The organism is Bradyrhizobium sp. 23AC (assembly GCF_054863025.1).
On record NZ_JAVAYN010000019.1, the window covers coordinates 48489 to 65677 of the forward strand.

Sequence of the window (17189 nt, forward strand, 5' to 3'; positions counted from 1 at the left end):
GATCTCAAGTCTTGCCGGCACTCTTCTTGGCCGGGGCCTTGGGGGCGGCGGCCTTGGTCGGCGACGTTTTTGCGGTCGACGACACGGCTGCGCGCGCCTTGCTGGTGGATTCAGTTTTCGATTTGGCCGCCTTCTTCGCGGCCGGTTTCTTCTTCGGCGCGGCGTCATCGCCGTCCGCAGTCTTCTCTGCAGTCTTCTTGGCCTTGGCCGGCTTCGCTGCCTTCTTCGGCTTCTTGCCGCCGCCCTTGGCCGCGCGCTCGTCGATCAGCGCGATCGCCTGTGCAAGCGTGACGGTGTCCTTTTCGAACTCGGCGGGGATCGTCGCATTGACGCCGCCCGCGGTGACATAGGCGCCGTAGCGGCCGCTCTTCACGGTGACCGTGCCGAGCGAGGGATGATCGCCGATCGCCTTGCCGGGATCGGCGCCGAAGCGGCGGCTCGGGCCCTTGGCGACCTTTTCCGCGATCAGCGTCACCGCGCGGTTGAGGCCGATGTCGAACACCTCGTCGCCGGCTTCCAGGCTGGCATAGGTCTTCTCATGCTTGACGAACGGCCCGAAGCGGCCGAGGCCGGCGGTGATCGGCTGACCGGTCTCCGGATGCTTGCCGATCTCGCGCGGCAGCGACAGCAGCTTCAGCGCAAGCTCGAGCTCGACATCGCCGGGCGAGGTGCCCTTCGGAATGCCGGCGCGCTTCGGCTTCTCGCCTTCCGCATAATCCTTCTGCTCGCCGAGCTGGATATAAGGACCAAACCGGCCCGCCTTGACCCAGACATCGAAGCCGGTGTCGGGATCCTGGCCGAGCGAACGGTCGGCGCTGGCCTCGCCATCGGCGGCAAGCTGGCGGGTGTAGCGGCACTCCGGATAGTTCGAGCAGCCGACGAAGGCGCCGAACTTGCCGGCCTTCAGATTGAGCCGGCCGGTGCCGCAGTTCGGGCACTGCCTGACGTCGCCGCCGTCGGCACGGGGCGGGTAGATGTGCGGCCCGAGCATCTCGTCGAGCACGTCGAGCACCTGGGCGACGCGCAGATCCTTGATGTCGTCGACGGCGCCGATGAAGCCGGTCCAGAAATCCTTCAGCACCTGCTGCCAGGAGATCTCGTTGTTGGAGATGCGGTCGAGCTGCTCCTCGAGGCCGGCCGTAAAATCATATTCGACGTAGCGAGCGAAGAAGCTCTCGAGGAACGCGATCACGACGCGGCCCTTGTCCTCGCCGTGCAGGCGCTTCTTCTCCAGCTTGACGTAGCCGCGGTCCTTCAGGACCTGGAGGATCGAGGCGTAGGTCGAGGGCCGGCCGATGCCGAGTTCTTCCATGCGCTTGACCAGGGAAGCCTCGGAGAAGCGTGGTGGCGGCTCGGTGAAATGCTGGGTGACGGACAGGCTCTGCCGTTTGAGCGCGTCGTTCGGGCTCATCGCGGGCAGGCGGCGGGAGTCCTCGTCCTCCTCGTCGTCGCGGCCTTCCTGGTAGAGCGCGAGGAAGCCGTCGAACTTGACCACCTGGCCGGTGGCCCGGAGCTCCAGCGTGCGGGAGCCTGCCTTCGCCGTGATGTCGACGGTGGTGCGCTCGAGCTCGGCCGATTCCATCTGGCTCGCAATGGTGCGCTTCCAGATCAGCTCATAAAGTCGCGCCTGATCGGCATCGAGCTTGCGGCTCATGCTGTCGGGGCGGCGGGACATGTCGGTCGGGCGGATCGCTTCGTGCGCTTCCTGGGCGTTCTTGGCCTTGGCCTGGTACTGGCGCGGCGCGTCCGGCACATAGGCGTTGCCGTAATCCTCGCCGATCACCTTGCGCGCCTGGGTGATCGCCTCGGGGGCGATCTGCACGCCGTCGGTACGCATATAAGTAATGAGTCCGGTGGTTTCGCCGCCGATGTCGATGCCTTCATAGAGGCGCTGGGCGATGCGCATCGTGTGCGCCGGCGCAAAGCCGTATTTGCGGCTGGCTTCCTGCTGCAGCGTCGAGGTGGTGAAGGGCGCCTGCGGATTGCGCCGGGCGGGCTTCGCATCGACCGAGGTCACGGCGTAGGCGGCCGTTTCCAGCGCCTTCTTGAAGTCTTCGGCTTCCGCGCCGGTTCCGATGTCGAGGCGCTGGATCTTCTTGCCGTCGGCGCCGACGAGGCGGGCCTCGAAGGCATCGCCGCGCGGGGTGAGCAGGGTCGCGATCAGCGACCAATATTCACGCGCGACGAACTTCTCGATCTCGAGCTCGCGGTCGCAGACGAGGCGCAGCGCCACCGACTGCACGCGGCCGGCGGAGCGGGCGCCGGGCAGCTTGCGCCACAGCACCGGGGAGAGGGTGAAGCCGACCAGATAGTCCAGCGCGCGGCGCGCCATATAGGCGTCGACCAGCGCGCCGTCGATCTGGCGCGGATGCTTCATGGCGTCCGAGACCGCCTGCTTGGTGATGGCGTTGAACACCACCCGCTCGATCTTCTGGTCCTTCAGCGCGCGCTTTTCCTTCAGCACCTCCAGCACGTGCCAGGAGATGGCCTCGCCCTCGCGATCAGGGTCGGTGGCGAGAATCAGGCGGTCGGCGTTCTTCAGGGACTTGGCGATGTCGTTGAGCCGGCCGGCCGCCTTGGGGTCGACCTCCCAGATCATCTTGAAATTGGCGTCGGGATCGACGGAGCCGTTCTTCGCGGGCAGGTCGCGGACATGGCCGAACGAGGCCAGAACCTCATAGGACGAGCCCAAATATTTGTTGATCGTCTTGGCTTTCGCCGGCGACTCCACAATGACGATATTCATGTAGTTCCAGTAACTTACGGGAAAATCTGAGGCCGAAAACGAAAGGACTCGGGTCGGCCGTTTCGCCCCGAACATGGGTGGTGAGGCCCTCGCTGTCAAATCGAAGGCTGTTGAAAGCCGCCCGGATGAGAAAAGTTTCATATCGAGAAAGTTGCAAAATACCACCTTGGAGTTGCGATCGATGTCGGCGTAGTGTTTCGGCGGGGCATGGATTCGGGTGGGGGCTGGTGACTAGGCCGGGAAAGAAACGGGCGCGCGCCGCATCAGGCGCGCCGGGAGGCTCGCGTCACGAGGAACCGGGGGAGGGCGGCGTGGACGAGGCTGTCGCCTTCATTGCCGAGCAGGTCGGGGCCTTGCGCAAGCTCGCCGAGCGCCACAAGCTTGACGTGCTGCATTATCTCCTGGGCATGACCAAGCTCGAGGCCGACGAGCATGTGAGGCTGCGGAGCAAGCGCAAGCTGTCGTAGCGTCGCTTTTGAGGCCGTTGCCCGGATGGAGCGAAGCGTAATCCGGGGACTGGTCGTGCGGGTACAGATCCCGGATTGCGCTTCGCTCCATCCGGGCTACGAAGCGGCCAACCGGCGCCGTCGCGCAGGTCGCGGCTTCAGTGTCGTATCCGCCGGGCCGAGCAACCGGCCATCCTCCGCGCGTAATTCCAGCTTCTTCACCGGGCGGCCTTTGGCGCGATCCACCAAAATGGTCGCGATCTCCTCAGGCGCGTCGTCGAACTCCTCGCTCCATTGCCTGAGCGCCACCAGGATCGGGAAGGTGCCGCGGCCCTTCGCGGTCAGCACATACTCTTGATAAGCGCTGCCGTCGGAGGCGGGGGCGGTTGCCAGGATGCCGTGGTCGACCAGCGAGCGCAGCCGGACCGACAAAATATTCTTGGCCATGCCTAGCTTGCTCTGGAATTCGCCGAAGCGGCGCAGGCCGAACAGCGCCTCTCGGATGATCAGCAGCGACCACCAATCGCCGAGCGCGTCCAGCGACCTCGCGATCGGGCAGGCATCGCCCTCGAAGCTGGTTCGTTTCACCATCGTTCCGGTTCCTGTCGCGTTCGCACGATCGCCGTGCCGATCACGCGCTTGTGTGGTTGCATGATAAAACCATACGCCCTAGATGGCAACATGGTTTTATGATGCAACCACTGGAGGCGAACGTGAGACTGAAGAACAAGACGGCCCTGATCACCGGCGGCAATAGCGGCATTGGCCTTGCGACCGCAAAATTGTTCGTGGCCGAAGGCGCGAAGGTGGTGATCACCGGACGCAACAAGCAGACGCTGGAGGCGGCGGCCAAGGAGCTCGGGCCGAACGCGCTCGCGCTCGCCGCGGACGCCACCGACATCGCGGCGACGGAAGCTGCGATCAAGCATGGCGCCGAAACGTTCGGCAAGTTCGACATCGTGTTCGCCAACGCCGGCATCGCCGGCGGCACGCCGCTCGGCTCGGCCACGCTCGAGGTCTTCGAGAAGGTCGTCAGTACGAACCTGACAAGTGTATTCTTCACGGTGCAGGCGGCGCTGCCTTATCTCAGCGACAATGCCTCGATCATCCTCAACGGCTCGGTGATCTCAGTCCTCGGCATTCCCGGCTACTCGGCTTACGGCGCCGCGAAGGCCGGCGTGCGCGCGATGGCGCGGATCATGGCCTCGGAGCTGTCGCCGCGCGGCATCCGCGTCAACGTGGTCGCGCCCGGCGCGACCCGCACGCCGATCTGGGGACCTGCAACGGCAACACCGGAAGCCGAGAAGGCGTTCGAGAAGCGGATCGCGCTGTCGACGCCTCTGGGGCGCATCGGTGAAACCGATCACGTTGCGAAGACGGTGCTATTCCTTGCCTCCGATGATTCCGCGCATGTGCAGGGCCAGGAGATCTTCGTCGACGGCGGCGCGGTGGCCTCGCCGAGCGGCGCGCCGATCTATCGTGGTTGATCAAGTGAAGTGAAAATTGAATCAGTCGGCGCGATCATTGCGATTGCGCCGGCAGATTCATGCACCTGGCGAGCCGTATATTCCTGAACCTTGTGTGAGGCGTTGAACCTTCGTGCAAGCTGCCAAGACATTTTTACGGGCAGGGGGTCACAAGACTCATTTCAAGGGAGCCCGATATGCCAAAAGCAGCCCGCATTCTTTCATCGATTTCAGCACCGCGCATTTACACCGAAAATTCCGCCGTTCCGGCCAAGCGCTCCGATACGTCCGAACTCATCGGGGTGGTTCTGTTCGCCGGCATTGGCCTGTTCATTTCGCTCGTCGCCGTGATCCTGGGCATACAGGGCGCCTGGTTTTAGCTTTGCAGATCGTGCCGCCGTCCATCAGCCGCCGCAGGCAAGGCCCCGGCGACTGATGATGTCGGTATGGTCTCAGGCCGCGCGAAGGCTTGTTGCTGCCTGGAGGGCGCCGGCCAGCGACTTCTCGCGGTGATCCGGGCCGACCTGGACGCCGTCGGCCGGAATGAATTCGACGCCCGTGATGCCCATGAAGCCGAACACCCAGCGCAGATAGCTTTCGAGATGTTCGCCGGCTGCGTACGGCGTCTCGACGCCGTAATAGCCGCCGCGCGAGATCGCCACGATCACGCGCTTGCCGCCGGCGAGCCCCTCGGGCCCGGCCGCACCGTATTTGAAAGTCTTCCCCACCACCAGGATGCGATCAATCCAGGCCTTGAGCTGGCTCGGAATCGTGAAGTTGTACATGTGCGCGCCGATCACGACGATGTCGGCGGCCAGGAACTCATCCAGCGCGGCCGCGCTCGCGGCAAGGTCGGGTCCGAGTTCCGCCGGTGCGGGCGCGCCTTGCGCGGCGGCGAGGTGCGAGCCGGAGAGGTGGGCCAGCGGGGTCTGGGTCAGGTCGCGATAAGTGATGTCCAGTGAGGGCGTCGCCTGCCGGAGCCGGTCGACGATGGCGGCGGAAACCTGCCTGGAGACGGAGTGGGGGCCGAGCACGCTGGAGTCGATATGGAGCAGTTTCATTTGGGGTCACCCTGGTATAAGTTTGTAACCAGAGCTACATGAGTGACTATCGAAAACCCCGCAAGAACGCACTTTTTTGAGCCATGGGCACATCTTTGAAACTTGAGAACACCGGTTTTCCTGCGACGCCGAGGCCGGACCCCGACCATGCCGACTGCCGCGGCGTGGCGTCCGTGCTGTCTCGCGTCGGTGACAAATGGAGCGTTTTCGTCATCATGATGCTGAGCGACGGGCCGAAGCGCTTCAACGAGCTGAAGCGCATGATCAACGGCATCTCGCAGCGCATGCTGACCTTGACGCTGCGAGGGCTGGAGCGCGACGGCCTCGTCACGCGCACGATCTTTCCCACCATTCCGCCGCGCGTGGATTATGAGCTGACCGATCTTGGCCGCGGGCTGCAACGGCCGGTGAAAGCGCTGGGACAGTGGGCGATCGACCATCTGAGGCAGATCGAGGCGGCGCGCACGAAGTTCGATCAGCGCAACGACAGTTAAAGCAGCGACACCAGCGCGCCGCCGTGACGCTCCAGCTTGCCGGCAAGCTCGAGCTCCAGCAGCACGGTGCGGACGATCGCGGGCGAGGCGCCGGACATCCGCACGAGATCGTCGATCGAGATGGGCGTGGGGCCGAGCAGGCCGGTGATCTGGTCGCGGTCGTGGCCTTGCGGATCGCTCTCGAACGGCTCGCTGTCAGGCTCGCTGACGGGGTGCATCAGCGGCCGCTCCATGATCGGTGTGACCGCGTTGACGATGTCGGCAGCTTCCGTGACGAGGGTCGCGCCCTGCTTGATCAGATCATTGGCGCCGGCGGCCCGCGGATCGAGCGGCGAGCCCGGCACCGCGAACACCTCGCGGCCCTGTTCGGCCGCCATCCGCGCGGTGATCAGCGAGCCCGAGCGGTGCGCCGCTTCCACCACGACGACGCCGAGCGAGGCGCCCGAGATCAGCCGGTTGCGGCGAGGGAAGTCGCGAGCGCGCGGCTCGTGGCCGAGCGGCATCTCGGAGATCGCGGCCCCCGCGTGGTCGAGGATCGCCGCGAGCAGGTCGCCATGCTCGGGCGGATAGATGCAATCATGTCCGCCGGCCAGCACGGCGACGGTGCCGCTCGCGACACTCGCGCGATGCGCGGCCTGATCGACGCCGCGCGCGAGCCCGGAGATGACGATAAAGCCGGCTTCGCCAAGCTCGCGCGCCAGCGCACCTGCGAATTTCAACCCGGCGCCGGAGGCGTTGCGCGAGCCGACGATGGCGATCATCGGCCGCATCAGGGTTTTGGTATCGCCGCGCACTGCGAGCAGCGGCGGCGCATCGTCGATCATCGCCAGCCGGGTCGGATAGCCGTCCTCGCCAGGCGCCAGCCAGGCAACGCCGAATTTGCGGCTCGCGGCGAGCTCGGCCTTGGCCTCATCCGCGCTGCAGATACGCCCGGATCGCTGCGCGCCACCGCGGCCCGCCAGATCAGGCAGCCGCTCCAGTGCGGCGCGCGGGCTGCCGAAATGATCGACCAGCGAACGGAAGGTGCGCGGTCCGACATTGTCGGAGCGGATCAGCCGCATGCGGTCGATCCGCTCAGCCTCGGTCAGCTCTACGCTTGGATTGATGGCGTCCACGGCGTCTCCCTTGTGGGGGCAGCATGGAACAACCTGAGGGCGTTGCGCAACAGCGGCGTGCGCTTGCGCGACCTCGCCCCGATGCTAAAAGCGATGCCAATAAGAAGGATTTTGCCATGATCTCACTTGCCGACCTCCAGCGCCGCATCGAAGCCGGCGAGTTGTCGCCCGATGCCGCCGTCGCCCAGTCGCATGCGGCGATCGAGGCCAAAGAGAAGGACGTCCACGCCTTCGTCCGCCACGACAAATCCGCGAAGGCGCAAGCCTCCGGTCCGCTGCGCGGCATCGCGGTCGGCATCAAGGACATCATCGACACCGCCAATATGCCGACCGAGATGGGCTCGGAGATCTATCGCGGCTGGCAGCCGCGCGCCGATGCGCCAGTCGTGATGATGCTGAAGCGGGCGGGCGCCACCATCATCGGCAAGACCACGACGACGGCGTTTGCCTCGCGCGATCCGACGCCGACGCTCAATCCGCATAATCTCGGCCATTCGCCGGGCGGCTCGTCCTCGGGCTCGGCGGCAGCCGTCGGTGCCGGCATGATCCCGCTGGCGCTGGGTACCCAGACCGGCGGCTCGGTGATCCGGCCCGCCGCCTATTGCGGGACTGCCGCGATCAAGCCGTCGTTCCGGATGCTGCCGACGGTCGGCGTGAAGTGCTATTCATGGGCGCTCGACACGGTCGGCCTGTTCGGATCGCGCGCCGAAGATCTCGCGCGCGGACTATTGGCGATGACGGGCCGTACCGAGTTTTCCGGCATCGTTCCGGCGACATCGCCGCGCATCGGTGTGGTCAGGCAGGAGTTTGCCGGCGCCGTGGAGCCGGCGGCCGAAGAGGGCTTGCAGGCCGCGATCAAGGCGGCGGAACGTGCTGGTGCCAGCGTGCAGGCCATTGATCTGCCCGAGGCGGTGCAGGAGGCCTGGCGCATCCATCCCATCGTCCAGGATTTCGAGGCGCATCGCGCGCTGGCCTGGGAGTTTTCGGATCGTCACGATGAGATCGCTCCGATGCTGCGGGCAAGCCTCGATGCCACCGCCAATCTGACGCCGAAGGACTATGACGAGGCGCGCCGGATCAGCCGTCGTGGCCGCCGCGAGCTCGGCGAATTGTTCGAGGGCTTCGACGTGCTCCTGACCTATTCGGCCCCCGGCACGGCACCGGCCAAGGAGCTCGCGACGACAGGCGATCCCCGCTACAATCGGCTCTGGACACTGATGGGCAATCCTTGCGTCAACGTGCCGGTGCTGAAGGCGAGTGGCCTGCCAATCGGCGTGCAGGTGATCGCGCGCTTCGGGAACGATCCGGTCGCACTCGCGGCGGCGTGGTTCCTGGAGAACGCCCTGGCGCGGGCTTGAGCGTGCGCCTCAACTTTATGTGAACGCGGCGGAGGCAACTGTGCCGCCGCTCGGCCGACCAACTGAACTCATGACTCTCCCGCACCGACAGGGTCCGCGTGGCCCACAATTCTTCGCCGCGAGCGAAAGTCTCGGCGAGATCGTCGAGGCGTTTTGTGATGTCGATCTCGCGGATGCCGCGACCGCCTGCGCGCGAACGATCAAGGTGCTGCCGACGACGTCGCCGGTCCTGATCGTGCATTATCGATCGCCGATGGCCTCGCAACGCGGAGTTTACAAGCGCACCGTCAACGGCATGCACACCCGCGCGGCGGCGCTGACGCCGAGTGGTCCGGTCGGTGTCGTGCTGGCGAGGTTGAAGCCTGAGGCAGCCGATCGCGTGCTCGGGGTCAGGCCTGCCGACCTGCTCGATGCCAGCGTCGAATTCTCCGATATCTTCGGCGACGACGTTGCCGCACGGCTTGAAGAACGGCTCGCCGGGGCTGGCAGCGCGGCTGCGCGCGTCGCTTGCATGCAGGGCTTTCTCGAGCAGAGGCGGAGGCCGACACGACTCGATCCGCTGGTTGCACAGGCGATGCGGGAGATCAGGCGGAATCCGGCGATCTCGATGCGCGGGCTCGCCAATTGCCTCGACATCGGCGAACGCAGCCTTCAGCGCCGCTTCAAGACCGAGACCGGTGCGAGCGCGAAGCAGTTCGCACGGATCGAGCGGATGCTGCAGGCGATCGCGGCGCGCCGGTCCGGCGCCGATTGGGCCGATGTTGCGCATGCGTGCGGATTCACCGACCAGGCGCATTTGATCCGCGACTTTCGCACTTTCACGGGAAGCTCGCCGGAGGTGTTCTGCCGGCGTGTCGCGACCGACAGGGTGCAGGGGTGGAATGACGAACTCGCCTCGTCGGATTTTTACAATACGTTCGTCAGCTAGGCCGCTACCAGCGCGTCTCCAGACTTCGCAAGGAGACGCAAACATGTCGACAGAGTTCGCCCGCGGCACTCGGCTGCGCAATGCATTCAACAAGGAGACGTTTGTCTTCTCCGGATTGCTCGACAATTGTGACGTCGCACGCTTCGGCGTGATCCTCGAAAAGGACGGCTCGGGCGGCGGCAACGCGCTCGTGCACGTGCATCCCGGCGCGGACGAGCACTTTGCGGTGAAGAGTGGATGCATCAAGTTTGTCGTCGACGGGCGCGAGCAGTTGGTGGACGCCGGCGGCAGCGTGACCGTGCCACGCGGCAGACCGCATTATTTCGCCAATGCCGGCGACGGTAACGCCGAGCTCGAGGTCTCCTTCACGCCGGCGCAGCAGCATCTGCGCTTCTTCGCCAATTTCGTCACGCTCACGATGAAGCAGCCCAAATGGTTCTCCACCGCTGGCGATCCGAACTTCCTGCTGATCGCGCTGGTGCTGCACACCTATCGCGATCACATGTATCTTGCTGGCGTACCGATCTGGCTGCAAAAACTGCTGTTTGCCGTGCTTGCGCCGATTGCGCGCTTTGCCGGCTACCGGTTGGCAATCGAGCCGTTGCGCGAGGCGGCTGCGCCCGCAAGGTCAGGCTTTGCCGGGTAGGCGAGGGATCAGATCAGTGCCGGCTCGGCTCGCGCGGGCGCGGCATTCTGTGTCGCGCCCGCGCCTTGTCCGAGCCAGCGCTCGGCGGCTGCGCGGCCGCTTCGGTGCAGCAGGCGAATGAAGCCGCGGCCGAGATCGGTGGACGAACGTTGCGCCAGGCCGTCAACGGAATCTTCCGCCGCGATCCTGGTGAGGCGCAGCGACGGCGCGGCATGCGTCTGCGCCCAGGCGATCGCGGCGATCTCGGCATTGAGGGTGGCGTTGGCCGCGATCTGGTCGAGCCGGCGATCGATCGCGGCGAGCGTGATCGGCACGTAGCTGTCGCGCGCCGGCGTGACCTGGACGAGCAGGACGTCGGACGTCGACGTCTCCTGCGCCAGCCGCAGCAAGGGTGGATTGCCGCCAAAGCCGCCGTCCCAATAGGCTTCGCCCTCGATCTCGACGGCGCAGTGCACCAAGGGCGGGCAGGTCGAGGCCAGCGCGACGTCGGCGGTGATGGCGTCGTTGCGGAAGATCTGCTGCTGCCCGTCGCGGATCCGTGTCGCCGCGATCAGGAGTTTCGGGCAGTCCGGATTGAGCAGGGCGGCGAAATCGATGTCGCGCGACAGCGCCTGCCGCAGCGGATCGAGATCGAACGGATCGAACTGGCCGGAGCGCAGCGTCGGACCGAACGCGACCGAGCTTCCCGCCGGCGAAAATCCGCCGACCAGCATCAGCGAGCGGAATGAGGCCTCGTGCATCAGGCGGAGCCAGAACCGGCTCAGCCGGCTACGTGCAGCTTCGCGGCCGCCCTCGGCAAGGCCGGAGGCGAGCAGGAGCGCATTGATGGCGCCGGCACTGGCGCCGCTGATGGTGTCGATCTCGATGGGCTCTTCCAGCAGCCGCTCCAGCACACCCCAGGTGAAGGCGGCAAAGGTGCCGCCGCCCTGCAGCGCCAGCGAGAGCTTTCGCGGCGGCCATTGGCCGGCGTGAAGCTGCGCGGGCGCAACGGGCGCGGTCGTCGTCACCAGCTCGACCGTCACAGGCGCTTGCGCGATCGGATCAGGCTGCGACGCCGGCGGCAAAACGGGAGGAGGTTCTGGCGCGGGAGGCGGCGAGGGCGCATCGGACCAGATGTCGGTGCTCGACAGCAACCGGCTTGCCGCGGTGCGTACCGCACCTTGCGAACCAACCCCGTCATGCGCGCCGACAATCTTCTCGCTCATTCTGAGCAACCGCGTAACCCATTTCCGCTGTCAGGATGACAGGCCGGAACCCGCTCGCCAATACAACCGTGATTCGGCCGTCATTTGCGAACAGGAACTGACATATAATGCAGAAGAGGTGCCTAGGTATCCGTAGATGCCCGGCTGTGGACACTCGTTTGACGCGAACCGGAATCCGCTTCGCTCGAAAACGCTCTACGCCTTCTCGCCGATCCGGCTCTCCTTGCCGGTCTGCAAGCGCTTGATGTTCTCGCGGTGCGCGTAGAACAGCAGCAGCGTCAGCAGCGCCGTCAGCGCCGACAAGGCAAGATGCCCGAACCACCACAGGAACATCGGCGTGACGAACGCCGCCACCAGCGCGGAGAGCGAGGAGTAGCGGGTGGTAAAGGCGGTCGCCAGCCAGATCAGGCAGAACACGACGGCGCCAGGCCAGAACAGGCCGAGCAGGATGCCGATATAGACGGCCACGCCCTTGCCGCCGCGGAACTTGAGCCAGACCGGGAAGAGATGGCCGAGGAACGCGCCGAGCCCCGCGACCATGGCGGCATTGGGTCCTGCGATGTAGCCGGCGATCACCACGGCCACGGTGCCCTTGAGCGCGTCGAACAGCAGGGTGCCCGCGGCAAGGCTCTTGCGCCCGGTGCGCAGCACATTGGTGGCGCCGATGCTGCCGGAGCCGATCGAGCGGATATCCTGGGTGCCGGCGAGCTTGGTCAGGACCAGCCCGAACGGGATGGAGCCGAGGAGGTAGCCGATGACGAAGGCCACCGGCAGAAATGCTTCAAGCCCCATGGCGGCAGCTCCAAAGGCCCGACTTCCGAGCCGAACGATTGCGCACATCAGACATGTTCGTAGACCGTGCGTCCGCCGACAATGGTGCGCACCACGCGGCCTGTAAAGCGGGCCTCGTCGAACGGGGTGTTCTTGCAGGGCGATTTGAGGTCGGCGGGATCGACCACCCAGGGCACATCGGGGTCGATCACGATGACGTCGGCCGGGCTGCCTGCACGCAGGGTTCCGCCAGGCAAGCCGAGCAACTCGGCCGGGCGGGTCGACATCGCGCGGATCAGCGTCTTCAGGTCTAGCTCGCCATTGTGCACGAGGCGGAGGCCGGCGGGCAGCATGGTTTCGAGACCAACGGCGCCGGGAGCGGCTTCCGCGAAGGGCAGGCGCTTGACCTCGACGTCCTGCGGATTGTGGTCGGACATGATGACGTCGAGGAGGCCGGAGGCGATTGCGGCCACCAGCGCGCGGCGGTCGTCCTCGGTCCGCAGCGGCGGTGACAGTTTCAGGAAGGACCGGTAGGGGCCGATGTCGTTCTCGTTCAGCGCAAGATGGTTGATCGAGACCGAGGCACTGACGGCGAGCCCGGCGTCGCGGGCGCGCTGGAGGATCTCGAGGGAATCGATGCAGGTCAGCGAGGCTGCGTGATAGCGGCCGCCGGTCAATGCCACGAGGCGCATGTCGCGTTCGAGGATCACGGCCTCGGCAGCATTCGGGATGCCCATCAGGCCGAGCCGCGATGCGAACTCGCCCTCGTTCATCACGCCTTCGCCGACGAGATCGGGGTCCTCGGTGTAGTGCACGATCAGCGCGTCGAAATCGCGCGCGTAGGTCAGCGCGCGGCGCATCACCTGCGCATTGGTCACGCTTCTGACGCCGTCGCTGAAGGCGACGGCGCCCGCGGCCTTGAGCAGACCGAATTCGGTCATCTCATCGCCGTGCATGCCCTTGGTGAGCGCTGCCATCGGCTGGATGTTGACGATCGCGGTGTCGCGGGCGCGGCGCATCACGAAGTCGACGGTCGCCGAATTATCGATCACCGGAGAGGTGTCGGGCTGGCAGATGATGGTGGTGATGCCGCCGGTCGCGGCCGCCTGGCTCGCGGTGGCGAAGGTCTCGCGATGGCTGAAGCCCGGCTCTCCGACGAAGGCGCGCATGTCGATCAGGCCGGGCGCGACGATCTTGCCGGAGCAGTTGACGATGTCGGTGCCTTCGGGGACGCCGGCAGCGCCGATGCCGCGACGTGTCTCGCGGATGGCGCCGTCGGCGATGAGGACGTCGCCGACACCGTCGAAATCCCGGGAGGGATCGACGACGCGGGCGTTGGCGAGCAGGATGGGGCGGCGATCGGTCAACATCGGCATCACGCGTTCGGCAGGTTACGGGCGAGCGCTTCCAGCACCGCCATGCGCACGGCCACCCCCATCTCCACCTGTTCGCGGATCAGGGACTGCGCGCCGTCGGCCACGATGGAGTCGATCTCGACGCCGCGGTTCATGGGGCCCGGATGCATCACCAGTGCGTCCGGCTTGGCGTAGGCGAGCTTCTTCTGGTCGAGCCCGAAATAGTTGAAGTACTCGCTGGATGACGGCACGAAGGAGCCGTTCATGCGCTCGCGCTGGAGCCGCAGCATCATGACGATGTCGGCGCCGTTCAGCCCCTCGCGCATGTCGCGCGCGACCTCGACGCCCATCCGCTCGATGCCCGGCGGCAGCAGCGTGGTGGGGCCGACCACGCGGACGCGGGCGCCCATCGTGTTGAGCAGGATGATGTTGGAGCGGGCGACACGCGAATGCAGCACGTCGCCGCAGATCGCGACCACGAGCCCCTCGATCCGGCCCTTGTTGCGGCGGATGGTGAGCGCGTCGAGCAGGGCCTGGGTCGGATGCTCATGGGCGCCGTCGCCGGCATTGATCACGGAACCGTCAACCTTGCGGGCCAGCAGTTCTACCGCGCCGGAGGCGTGATGGCGCATCACCAGGATGTCCGGGTGCATCGCGTTCAGCGTCATCGCGGTGTCGATCAGCGTCTCGCCCTTCTTCATGGACGAGGAGGAGACCGACATGTTCATGACGTCCGCACCGAGCCGCTTGCCCGCGAGCTCGAACGAGGATTGGGTCCGGGTGGAGGCCTCGAAGAAGAGGTTCACCTGCGTCCGTCCCCGCAGGACGGTGCGCTTCTTGTCAACCTGGCGGTTGAGCTCGACATATTCTTCGGACAGGTCGAGGAGGCCGGTGATGTCGGCCGCGGAAAGGCCCTCGATGCCCAGCAAATGCCGGTGGCCGAGGACGAAGGTCGATTTCGATGTCATTAAAACGAGAGCTATAGGCGCGGATGGATGAGGGGGCAAGGGCCAAAGCCGGGGCGGTGAGTTATCCCCTGATCTGTCGGTCCCGACGCTGCGGCGTGGCCTCTCCGTCATGCCCGGGCTTGTCCCGGGCATCCACGTTCTTCTATCGCATTTGACGCAAAAAGAACGTGGATGGCCGGGATAAACCCGGCCATGACGATGTGGGGGCATTTCGTGAAAACAATCCTGACTGTGCTCTTGGCTGCAGCAACAATCAGCGCGGCCCACGCCCAATCGCTCCCCGGCGGCTTTGTTTATCTGCGCGAGATCGATCCCGGCATCATCCAGGACATCCGCTACGCCACGTCGAACAATTTCGTCGGCCGGCCGCTCGCCGGCTACAATGCCGGTGAATGCGTGGTGAAGCGCGAAGTCGGGCTGCGGCTGAAGGCGGTTCAAGAGGCGCTGGCGACGCAAAATCTCTCGCTCAAGATGTTCGACTGCTACCGGCCGGCGCGGGCCTCGCTCGACATGGTCAAGTGGTCGCAGAACGGTCATGAGAGCGCCGCCGAGCGGCGCTACAATCCCAAAATTCCCAAGACCGAGCTGTTCCGCCTCGGCTACATCGCGAGCCGGTCGCAGCATTCCACGGGCGCCGCGCTCGATCTCACTTTGGTCGATCTCAAAGCCGACAGCGCCGCCAAATACGATCCGGCAAAGACCTATGCCGATTGCACCGCGCCGGTCGAAGCGCGCGCGCCGGAAGGCAGCGTCGACATGGGCACCGGCTACGACTGTACCGATGCCAAGGGCCATACCGCGGCACCGGCGATCACCTCCGAGCAGCGCGCCTGGCGCAAGCGCCTGGTGGCTGCGATGGCCAGGCAAGGCTTTGTGAACTATTCGAAGGAGTGGTGGCATTTTTCCCTGCCGGGGGCAGGCGGGGCAGCCTATGATTTCCCGATCCAGCCGCGCCGGAACTGATTCCGCGCCGAGGAAGCACCATGACCCAGCCGAGCTTCGCGACCCACGAGGTCTTCAACCAGTCGCCGCCGTTCGAGGATATCGACCTGTTCGCCGCGGATCGGCCGCTGGTCGATGCGGTGAAGGCCAACGGCGGTGCGGCGGCGGAACGCGAGTTGTCCGAGTTTGGCAAGCAATGGGGCTCGGCCGCGATGGCCGATCGCGGGCGCGTCGCGAACGAGAGCACGCCGAAGCTGCGCACCTTCGACGCAAAAGGCAATCGCCGCGACCAGGTCGAGTTTCACCCGGCCTATCACGAATTGATGGCGCACAGCGCCCATGCCGGCGTGCACAATTCGACGTGGGCCGCGGAGGGCAAACCTGCGGGCGATGCCGCCGAAGTCATTCGTGCGGCAAAATTCTACATGGCCGCGCAAGTCGAGACCGGCCACCTCTGTCCGATCACGATGACGCGCGCCTCCGTCGGTGCGCTGGCGATGCAGCCGGATCTGCTCGGCAAGGTGATGCCGGTGCTGTCGACCAGGAGCTACGACCCGAGCTTTGCGCCGTGGTGGCAGAAGCGCGGCATGACGCTCGGCATGGGCATGACCGAGAAGCAGGGCGGCACCGACGTGCGCGCCAACATGACGCGCGCGGCGCGCGAGGGCGAGGTCTATCGCATCACCGGCCACAAATGGTTCATGTCGGCGCCGATGTGCGATGCCTTCCTGGTGCTGGCGCAGGCAGACAGCGGGCTGACCTGTTTCTTCATGCCGCGCTTCGCGCCGGATGGTTCCGTGAACGCGATCCAGTTCCAGCGCTTGAAGGACAAGCTCGGCAATCGCTCCAATGCCTCGTCCGAGGTCGAGTTCGTCGGTGCCTACGCCGAACGGGTCGGCGAGGAGGGCAAGGGCATTCGCACTATCATCCAGATGGTCCAGCTGACGCGGCAGGATTGCGCGATCGCCTCCGTCGGCCTGATGCGTTCGGGGCTCGCGCATGCGCTGCATCACGCCCGTCACCGCAGCGTGTTCCAGAAGCATCTGGCCGACCAGCCCCTGATGCAGGCCGTTCTCTCGGACATGGCGCTGCATGTCGAGGCGAGCACGGCGCTGGTCATGCGGCTCTGCCGCGCCTTCGACCGCACGCCGCACGATGCGGCGGAGGCCGCCTATATGCGGCTGCTGACGCCCGCGATCAAATATTGGACCTGCAAGAGTGCGCCGCCGTTCCTCTATGAGGCCATGGAATGCCTCGGCGGCAACGGCTATGTCGAGGACGGCATTCTGGCGCGGCACTACCGGGAATCGCCGGTCAACGCGATCTGGGAGGGCTCCGGCAACGTGATGTGCCTCGACGTGCTCCGGGCGCTCTCGCGCGAGCCGGAGGCGGCGACGGCCGTGCTGCAATCGCTTGCGGCCGAGACGAAGGGCTTGCCCGGCGCAGGCGAGACGGCCACCTTCATCGGCAAGACTTTCCGCCGCGCCGATGGCGAGCGCGTCGCGCGTCTCGCCGTCGAGAAGCTGGCGCTGCTGGCTGCGGCTGCGGCTCTCAACGGTGTTTCCCCGCGCAATGCCGAACTGTTCGCGAGCACGCGCCTTGCGGCCAATCACGCCAGCATGTACGGCGCCGTCGAGCTCGACAGCGGCGAGACCCGCGCGCTGCTGCAGCGGGCGCTGCCGTGAGTC

The 17189-nt window shown here is 65.9% G+C and carries 17 protein-coding genes; 9 read left to right on the forward strand and 8 right to left on the reverse strand.

Annotated features, from left to right (window positions below; genetic code table 11):
• Positions 1-4: 4 nt before the first annotated feature.
• Positions 5-2746, reverse strand: a complete 2742-nt coding sequence (topA, locus tag RAD10_RS32345) for a type I DNA topoisomerase (protein WP_461620587.1) — start codon at positions 2744-2746, stop codon at positions 5-7.
• A gap of 311 nt (positions 2747-3057) precedes the next feature.
• Between topA and RAD10_RS32350 the strand changes: the two genes are divergently transcribed.
• The gene (locus RAD10_RS32350) at positions 3058-3213 is read left to right on the forward strand and encodes a hypothetical protein (RefSeq protein WP_240536454.1); all 156 of its coding nucleotides are present in this window, start codon (positions 3058-3060) and stop codon (positions 3211-3213) included.
• 96 nt (positions 3214-3309) lie between these two features.
• Here RAD10_RS32350 and RAD10_RS32355 read toward each other — a convergent pair whose 3' ends face one another.
• Positions 3310-3783, reverse strand: a complete 474-nt coding sequence (locus RAD10_RS32355; protein ID WP_461620588.1) for a winged helix-turn-helix transcriptional regulator — start codon at positions 3781-3783, stop codon at positions 3310-3312.
• A 122-nt stretch (positions 3784-3905) separates the two neighbouring features.
• On the opposite strand from RAD10_RS32355, the gene RAD10_RS32360 reads away from it, so the two are divergent.
• Positions 3906-4679: an SDR family oxidoreductase gene (locus RAD10_RS32360; RefSeq protein ID WP_461620589.1), complete on the forward strand. Its 774-nt coding sequence runs from the start codon at positions 3906-3908 to the stop codon at positions 4677-4679.
• Between the two features lie 176 nt (positions 4680-4855).
• Positions 4856-5038 (forward strand): hypothetical protein, encoded by a 183-nt coding sequence (locus tag RAD10_RS32365; RefSeq protein WP_461620590.1) that lies wholly within the window; start codon positions 4856-4858, stop codon positions 5036-5038.
• Between the two features lie 72 nt (positions 5039-5110).
• Here RAD10_RS32365 and RAD10_RS32370 read toward each other — a convergent pair whose 3' ends face one another.
• Positions 5111-5719 carry an FMN-dependent NADH-azoreductase gene (locus RAD10_RS32370; RefSeq protein ID WP_461620591.1) on the reverse strand — a complete coding sequence of 203 codons (609 nt, stop codon included), beginning with the start codon at positions 5717-5719 and terminating at the stop codon, positions 5111-5113.
• A gap of 83 nt (positions 5720-5802) precedes the next feature.
• Between RAD10_RS32370 and RAD10_RS32375 the strand changes: the two genes are divergently transcribed.
• Positions 5803-6213: a winged helix-turn-helix transcriptional regulator gene (locus tag RAD10_RS32375; RefSeq protein WP_461620592.1), complete on the forward strand. Its 411-nt coding sequence runs from the start codon at positions 5803-5805 to the stop codon at positions 6211-6213.
• Here the strand turns inward: RAD10_RS32375 and dprA are convergent.
• Entirely contained in the window at positions 6210-7328 is a 1119-nt protein-coding gene (gene dprA, locus RAD10_RS32380; protein ID WP_461620593.1) for a DNA-processing protein DprA, read from the reverse strand. The genes RAD10_RS32375 and dprA overlap by 4 nt on opposite strands.
• 116 nt (positions 7329-7444) lie before the next feature.
• Here dprA and RAD10_RS32385 point away from each other — a divergent pair, with 116 nt between their 5' ends.
• The 3 genes from RAD10_RS32385 (at position 7445) to RAD10_RS32395 (ending at position 10260) form a co-directional block, all read left to right on the forward strand.
• Positions 7445-8686, forward strand: coding sequence for an amidase (locus RAD10_RS32385; RefSeq protein WP_461620594.1), 1242 nt, complete (start codon positions 7445-7447; stop codon positions 8684-8686).
• Positions 8687-8756: 70 nt separating this feature from the next.
• Positions 8757-9614, forward strand: a complete 858-nt coding sequence (locus RAD10_RS32390; protein WP_461620595.1) for a helix-turn-helix domain-containing protein — start codon at positions 8757-8759, stop codon at positions 9612-9614.
• A 43-nt stretch (positions 9615-9657) separates the two neighbouring features.
• The gene (locus RAD10_RS32395) at positions 9658-10260 is read left to right on the forward strand and encodes a cupin domain-containing protein (protein ID WP_461620596.1); all 603 of its coding nucleotides are present in this window, start codon (positions 9658-9660) and stop codon (positions 10258-10260) included.
• A gap of 8 nt (positions 10261-10268) precedes the next feature.
• On the opposite strand, the gene RAD10_RS32400 is transcribed toward RAD10_RS32395, so the two are convergent.
• From RAD10_RS32400 to RAD10_RS32415, 4 genes are all read right to left on the reverse strand, one after another.
• Positions 10269-11465 (reverse strand): patatin-like phospholipase family protein, encoded by a 1197-nt coding sequence (locus RAD10_RS32400; RefSeq protein WP_461620597.1) that lies wholly within the window; start codon positions 11463-11465, stop codon positions 10269-10271.
• Positions 11466-11660: 195 nt separating this feature from the next.
• On the reverse strand, positions 11661-12257 hold the full coding sequence (gene plsY / locus RAD10_RS32405; protein WP_461620598.1) for a glycerol-3-phosphate 1-O-acyltransferase PlsY: 597 nt from the start codon (positions 12255-12257) through the stop codon (positions 11661-11663).
• 47 nt (positions 12258-12304) lie between these two features.
• Complete coding sequence (locus RAD10_RS32410) at positions 12305-13606, reverse strand: dihydroorotase (RefSeq protein WP_461620676.1); 1302 nt, start codon at positions 13604-13606, stop codon at positions 12305-12307.
• Between the two features lie 5 nt (positions 13607-13611).
• On the reverse strand, positions 13612-14559 hold the full coding sequence (locus RAD10_RS32415) for an aspartate carbamoyltransferase catalytic subunit (protein WP_018321103.1): 948 nt from the start codon (positions 14557-14559) through the stop codon (positions 13612-13614).
• Between the two features lie 198 nt (positions 14560-14757).
• Here RAD10_RS32415 and RAD10_RS32420 point away from each other — a divergent pair, with 198 nt between their 5' ends.
• Positions 14758-15522, forward strand: a complete 765-nt coding sequence (locus RAD10_RS32420; protein ID WP_461620677.1) for a M15 family metallopeptidase — start codon at positions 14758-14760, stop codon at positions 15520-15522.
• A 20-nt stretch (positions 15523-15542) separates the two neighbouring features.
• Positions 15543-17186, forward strand: a complete 1644-nt coding sequence (locus RAD10_RS32425; RefSeq protein ID WP_461620599.1) for an isovaleryl-CoA dehydrogenase — start codon at positions 15543-15545, stop codon at positions 17184-17186.
• Positions 17187-17189: the final 3 nt, after the last annotated feature.